Here is a 6,791-nt window from a genome sequence, read left to right on the forward strand (position 1 = left end):
CAGGCTGGTGAACGCCTGCCGCATGGCGGAGAGGTCCCTTGGTCCCTTCACCCGCTGGAATGGAGAGCCTCGCGATGAGGAAAGCAGTCGGGCCCCGCATCCGTGTAGGCGTTTGGGCAGGCCATCTCACGGCATCCAGCCCGCGCGGCGTGGGACGCGTCGCTTTCGGCATCTGCAGCAACCTGAAGTCGAGTGCTGAGGTCGAATACCTCGCAATCACCGGAATATCCTACAATTTCGGGCTCGTGACGTTCGAGTCCTATCCTCTAGACAGCTTTTTCAAAGTCGCATCGATCGGTTTCAGCTTTGCGCGCCTTGAAGAGATCGGGATAAAGAAAACCTTCATCCCGGCGGATGCGATTGACAGTCTACTCTCCTTTGAATGCTTCGAGCCCATCTGGGCGTGGCCGCTCAAGAAGTTTGGAATCAAGGGCGCCTGCATCATCAACGACCTTATTCCGTTCCGGATTGAGGAGATGAGCAGTTCGGACGGCAAGCAGGCCTATTTCAAATCCCTGTCGAACGTTGTCGAGAAGGCAGACAAGCTCCTCTGCATCTCCAAGGCCACCGCCGACGACCTCCGGGCATTCTTCCCTGAGGCCGCGCGCAAGATTGACGTCATATGGCTCGGCGGCGGCCGAAACATCGACGATCAGGCGGACAGCTTCCGGTGGCGCAAGGACGAGGATGACGCTGAGACTGCCAATATATTGATGGTCGGCACGGTCGAGCGACGGAAGAACTTCCATACCGTCCTCGCGGCAGCCCCCCGGATCGCCGAACAGATGCGGCATCGGCGCCTGCGGTTCGCCATTCTTGGCGACGTGATCGGGCCGGGCGACATTCTCGGCAACCAGTATCGTAAGGTGCTTCAGCAGGCCCAGACCGTGGCCGACATCGTTATTCCCGGCTATACTGATGAACAAACGCTGACGGACTGGTACAATAGAGCTGATGTCTTCGTTTTCCCCTCGCTTTGGGAGGGGTTCGGCTTTCCGATCCTCGAAGCGATGATGGCCGGCGTTCCGGTCGTCGCAAGCGACATTCCCTGCCACCACGAGGTGGGCGGGGACTACGTCCGCTATTGCGACCCCTATGACGTAGGAGATATCACCAACCAGATCGTGGCGGCGTTGACGATCAATGAGAACCGCCGCGCATGGGAAACTGTGCGTGCCCAGGCGTGGGCCCAGCGCTTCTCCTGGGAGCGGACATCGGCGCAATGTCACCATGTTCTGACTGAACTGGCGAAAGGTAAAGAGAACATATCGGCTCTTGAGTTCGGCCTGCAGTATAATGTCAGTAAGCCTACGTCGACTGCACCGAAGAGCGGTGACCTCAACACCTTCCTTCTGAAGCTGTCGGATCTGCTCTCCCCCCTCGACCTACGGCATCTGTCGCTGGTGGCGCGCCTCAAGTCGACTCCCGGCGCCAGCGTCCTGCTGGCCGTGACAACCAGCGACATACAGGACCATGGAAGCCACAGGGTTGTCAAAGCCGCTGTATCCCTGCTTTCCGCATTGGGCGATGTCAGCCTTCGCACAGTGATCCTCGGCGATCCTCTTGCCTTCTCCCTGAAGCATCTGGAAGTGATCAGGTTGCTCAACGGCCTGACGCAGGACGAACCCGACTGTCATGAGCTGACGGCGGCAGAGGTCGGGAAGCTGGTCGCTCCCTCCGACGCTGTCACCAGCGATACGCTGTTCACCACCGATCAACTGGACCTCTCAGCGCTCGCGCTGGAGGGACTGACATGCGATGAGATGGTCGTTTATGGAGAACAGGCGCCCACTGTCAGCGACAGACTGCAGGCGCGATCCATCGTGCTTCACACGGCTCAAGAGTTCAAACTTGCCGTAAACACGACAAACGAAAGAGCGGCTGGATTTAGGGCCTTCTACGAAAGCATCGTGGTTAATGGCAGCCTTTCTGCTGCAATCATCAACGCCGAACTAGCTGCCAATCCGAGAAATGCGAAGCGTGATGCGCTTAGGCTTTCACAGTCATCAGGACTTTCAGCAGTTGAGCTTGGTCTAAACCGTCTTATACTTGCCTACAATGACGAGGCATATCGGGCAGCCGTTCAGACCATCTCCCGGCTGCCCCAAAGCGATCCGGACATAGCCGTTTTGGTTACCGATCCGCGCGATGCGATCGCCGTTGGCCAGCGGGATCAATTCGCGCTCTCGTCCCCGAAGGCGCTGCAGCTCCTGATAACGGGAGCGCGGGAGATCGTCGCAATACTCCCCGGGCACAGCGTCAACGTTCCGGCGGAGATCTACTTCGCACATGGCGCGAACAAGCCTGTCACGCTCGTCGGATCTGATCTGGACGTCTATGCCGTTAAGGCGCTCAGCTTAAAGACCGCATCGAGCGTGCGGGACGTCCTTGATCGTCCAAGCGAAGCTTCCCGCCGTGAACTCTATCCAATGGGCGCGAGCATCGTGCTCACTGCGGCCCGCCGGTTTAACGGCACTTCGATACCTCACGGCGTGGACGAATTCACCATCAAGCACCTGTTGCAAGATCCCGCAATCGTTGAATTCGGGACCAATCTGGAAACACTGGGGCTCGATGTTGCTGGATGGCGCAAGCTCGCCACGTTCATGCATGACCGGACACAGCAGAGCTGCCTGGCCGCCCCTGGCCGCCTGGCAGAGCCCTCGGCTCACAACTCAGCCCAGCCACGCCTGCGCATTGCGCAGGTCCTAAAAGGAAATCGGCGCATGTCCGCCAATTACTACGTCTCCAAGGCAGATGCCCATCGGGACGCCCGGAATTGGCCGCAGGCAACCGAACAATATCGACTGGCCCTAGAAGTCAATCCCAAGATGGCACCAATATGGGTGCAATTTGGTCACAGCCTCAAGGAAAGCGGAGATATCCGGAAAGCGGAGGAAGCCTATATCAGAGCGCTTCAGATCGATCCGGAGGAGCCCGACACCTATCTGCAGCTTGGACATGTACTTAAAATGTCAGGCCGGATCGAAGAGGCCACGAACGCATATTTCGCATCCTTGAGCAGGGATCCCAAGCTGCCTCACCCGCGCGTTGAACTTGCTGCGCTCGGCTACTCACCGATTGAGGTTGAAATCGGTGTCAGAGTGCGCCAATTGAGCGGCGTGAAAGCGGGTCAACTTCAGGACTAAGTCCGCGAGGCGCGAGAGGGGAACGCTGCCATCACACGGCCCCTTCGCGGATAGAAATATCTAAACTGAGATAACAAACTTCCATATGAAGTGTCTCAACAGGATGGTTTTACGCTTCACCCGTATTAGGATGGCAGTGTAATTTAGGAGGCTCAGATATGCCGGTCGTCACCAGGTCAATGCCCCCGTGGTGGGAAGGAAACGCTACTGAGCCAACGGTCGCGCTCATTTTCCGCGACTTTGTCAGGCCCGGAAATACCGTATTCGATGTAGGCGCATTCGTGGGGGATATGTCATTCATCCTTTCACGCTTAACAGGCCCAAAGGGCAATGTTGTAAGCTTCGAAGCTAACGCATCGACTTTGCCGCAACTTACTGAAAACATGAAGTCCAATATTTGTAATAATGTTTTCATTGTAAATCGCGCCATCGGGCGCAAGAGCGGTCACTACGTTAATCTGGACAGCCCCGATTTGAACCCCGCTGCCAGCCGCGTGGTAAATTATAATTTGGGCTACGTGCCCGGCGGCATCGAAACACTTGCGCTGGACGATTTCGTACGCGAGACATCCATCGTCCCCGATTTTTGCAAGCTGGATATTGAGGGCGCCGAGTACGACGCGTTCTGCGGATTTGAGCGCACACTCTCATTATACCGCACGCCCTTGGTCTTCGAACACGAGGTTGGGCACGATGATGCCCTGACGTTTGTGCGGGAGCTGGGTTACGAGACATTCTGCTCAACTCACTACACTCCTGTACACTCGTCTGCCGATCTCCTTGAAGGATCGACAATCCGGAATATCGTAGCGGTCCATAAGTCGCGTATCAGAGAAACTATTTTTGGTGAAATTGACGGATCGAGACACTCACGAACATTTAAGGCATCCGACGCAAATTCCTTCGAGCAGAAGGGAGAAACTATATTTGAGTATAATATTCCAACAGAAGGGGGGCGTTTTGTTGTAGAAGCAATCTGGGGTGATATTGATTTTAATAGTAGTTACATGTTTTTGGAGACGTTAATAAATAACACTATAATTGGAAAATACTACGTTGATCAGCCTACATTCCTGACCAACTGCCGCGACATATCCCTATCTGCGAGATCCGGTGATCAGGTGGCCGTTCGAATTGGGGCAGTATCTTCGATCGGGTTCAGGGCCCCGGACAGCTTAGTTTTAACCCAGGTAGGTGGCATAAAGCCCCGCGCACATACCTTTGTATAACACGAAGGAGACACTGGGCCCTCGGGCAGCACGCCAGAGGGCCCAGCGCGAATTGTGGATGGGCAGCGAGATCACTCTGAGCTTGAAGACCAAGCCTCCGTCGGAACCCTGTTACTTTATCGCGGACATCGGCCAAGCGTTGCCGGTGATATGCACGAATATCCGCCCCGAAGGATGTCCGAGTTCGATGCGGGAACGTTTGACGGGCTATTTCCACCACTGTAACAGATGCACGCTAGGGTCATTCGGGGGACACTTTTGCAATGAAGCGGGCTTTGGTCACCGGGATCACCGGGCAGGATGGCGCCTACCTGTCCCAGCTCCTCCTGGAGAAGGGCTACGACGTTTACGGCGTCGTGCGGCGCTCCTCCCACCTGGGTGTTGCGGACCATCGCCTGCGCTGGCTCGGCGTGGACAAGGACGTAAAGCTGCTTGACGGCAATCTGTCCGATCTCTCGAGCCTCATTCGACTGGTGGAGCAGGTCAAGCCTGACGAGGTATACAATCTCGCGGCCCAGTCGTTTGTTGCCTCCTCGTGGCAGCAACCGATTCTCACGGCAAATATAACGGCCGTTGGCGTGACGAATGTGCTGGAGGCGGTCCGGATCGTTGCTCCCACAGCACGGTTTTATCAGGCGTCATCGTCTGAGATGTACGGCAAGATCCAGGAGGCGGCACAGAGCGAGACAACTCCGTTCTACCCCCGGTCTCCTTACGCGGTCGCGAAGCTTTACGGCCACTGGATCACCGTAAACTACCGCGAAAGCTTCGGCATTCATGCCTCTTCCGGCATCCTTTTCAATCATGAGAGCCCGCTGCGGGGTATTGAATTTGTCACCCGCAAGGTCACGGACGGCGTGGCGCGGATCAAGCTTGGCCGCGAGAATGAACTGAGGCTGGGCAACATCGACGCCAAGCGGGACTGGGGCCACGCCAAGGATTACGTGCGCGCCATGTGGCTGATGCTTCAGCAGGCCGTGGCCGATGATTATGTGGTTGCAACGGGCACGACCACCACGGTGCGTGACATGTGCCGAATTGCCTTCGCACATGTTGGCTTGAACATGGACGATCATCTTGTGATCGATCCCGCCTTCTTCCGTCCGGCAGAAGTGGATGTTCTTCTCGGCAATCCAGCGAAGGCTAAGGCGACGCTGGGCTGGGAGCCCCGCATCTCCCTCGAGGAGATGATCCTGGAGATGGTCGACGCAGACCTCGCGCGCCTTGACCGGGCATGAGCGATGCCTGCACTCCCGGTTCTGCTGCTCGTGGGTGGTACGGGCTTCGTCGGGGGCTATCTGGCTCCTGAACTTGCGATGGCCTTTCCGAGCCATCGACGCGTCTTGATGACCCGCTCAGCAGCCACCGTTGCCCCTGCGGGTTGGGGCTTGGTTCAGGCGGACATCCGGGATGAGAGGGCGGTCGATGAAGTCCTGGAGAACCTCAGGCCGGCGCTGATCGTTCATCTGGCTGCCCAATCCGCCGTGGCGGGGGACAGAAAGGAAACGTGGCGTGCCAATTTTGGCGGCACCTTTAACCTGGCGGTCGCGGCTAAACATCATGCCCCGGAAGGTGTTTTCTTCTTTGCATCGTCCGGTGAAGTGTACGGTCGCAGCTTTAATTTGGGGCCTGCAACAGAAGACACATGCCCGCAACCGCTTAATGCTTATGCCGCCTCCAAGCGGGCGGCAGAAACAATGCTGCAAGACATTCTGCCGGCGGGTACTCGGCTGATCATTGCACGCGCGTTCAACCATACCGGCCCCGGCCAGGACGAGCGCTTCGTCTTGCCGGCCTTCGCCGCGCAGATCGCTCGTATAGAAGCCGGCCAAGCTCCGCCCGTGATCAAGGTGGGCAATCTCGACGCAGAACGCGATTTTCTGGACGTCCGGGACGTCACTGATGCCTATGTGAAACTTCTCCAGATGGGCGACGGCGAGCGGCATCTCATCAACGTGGCGTCCGGCGCGGCCCGGCGCATCGGGAACCTGTTGGACGACCTGCTTTCGCTCTCAGCGACCTCAATCCGGATAGAGACAGACAGCGAACGCCTCCGCCCTTCCGATATTCCGCGAGCGGTGGGGGACACTGGGAAGCTGCGCGCATTGACCGGTTGGAGTCCGCAAAGGGATTTCGCAACAACCATTCAGGATGTCCTCGAATGGTGGCGTCAGCGGGTCTTGACCAAGTGATAACCGCCGGGAGTGTTTGAGAACGAACATAAGTGTCTACAGTTCCGGTGACGTTGCCCCACCAGCCTATGCGGTGTGGACGGATTTGGCGGTGACCTGAGACCCTGATCTGGCCTGCCCCCTGAAAAGTGGTCCTCCGTGAAGTAGGCTTTTTGAGCCTTTGGAGGATGGCGCGATGGCGCAGAAGAAGCACAAGCCGGAAGAGATCGTCGCGAAGCTTC

The 6,791-nt window shown here is 57.3% G+C and carries 4 protein-coding genes; all 4 read left to right on the forward strand.

Features of this window, described 5'->3' with window-relative positions; all coding sequences use genetic code 11:
• Positions 1-74 precede the first annotated feature (74 nt).
• The 4 genes from DFO45_RS10655 to DFO45_RS10670 all read left to right on the forward strand — a co-directional run bounded on the left by DFO45_RS10655 (position 75) and on the right by DFO45_RS10670 (position 6,570).
• Positions 75-3,149 carry a glycosyltransferase gene (locus DFO45_RS10655; RefSeq protein WP_166657097.1) on the forward strand — a complete coding sequence of 1,025 codons (3,075 nt, stop codon included), beginning with the start codon at positions 75-77 and terminating at the stop codon, positions 3,147-3,149.
• A 158-nt stretch (positions 3,150-3,307) separates the two neighbouring features.
• Complete coding sequence (locus DFO45_RS10660) at positions 3,308-4,378, forward strand: FkbM family methyltransferase (RefSeq protein WP_133864817.1); 1,071 nt, start codon at positions 3,308-3,310, stop codon at positions 4,376-4,378.
• A 263-nt stretch (positions 4,379-4,641) separates the two neighbouring features.
• Positions 4,642-5,616: a GDP-mannose 4,6-dehydratase gene (gene gmd, locus DFO45_RS10665; protein ID WP_133864818.1), complete on the forward strand. Its 975-nt coding sequence runs from the start codon at positions 4,642-4,644 to the stop codon at positions 5,614-5,616.
• 3 nt (positions 5,617-5,619) lie between these two features.
• Positions 5,620-6,570, forward strand: coding sequence for a GDP-mannose 4,6-dehydratase (locus DFO45_RS10670; protein WP_133864819.1), 951 nt, complete (start codon positions 5,620-5,622; stop codon positions 6,568-6,570).
• The last annotated feature ends 221 nt before the right edge of the window (positions 6,571-6,791 follow it).

The sequence above is a fragment of the Azorhizobium sp. AG788 genome, assembly GCF_004364705.1.
In the GTDB taxonomy this organism is placed as follows: Bacteria; Pseudomonadota; Alphaproteobacteria; order Rhizobiales; family Xanthobacteraceae; genus Azorhizobium; species Azorhizobium caulinodans.

Excerpts from the sequence above, each read along its gene's own strand:
- DFO45_RS10655 (WP_166657097.1), top strand. The coding sequence starts at position 75 with ATGAGGAAAGCAGTCGGGCCCCGCATCCGTGTAGGCGTTTGGGCAGGC.
- DFO45_RS10670 (WP_133864819.1), top strand. The coding sequence starts at position 5,620 with ATGCCTGCACTCCCGGTTCTGCTGCTCGTGGGTGGTACGGGCTTCGTC.
- DFO45_RS10660 (WP_133864817.1), top strand. The coding sequence starts at position 3,308 with ATGCCGGTCGTCACCAGGTCAATGCCCCCGTGGTGGGAAGGAAACGCT.
- gmd (WP_133864818.1), top strand. The coding sequence starts at position 4,642 with ATGAAGCGGGCTTTGGTCACCGGGATCACCGGGCAGGATGGCGCCTAC.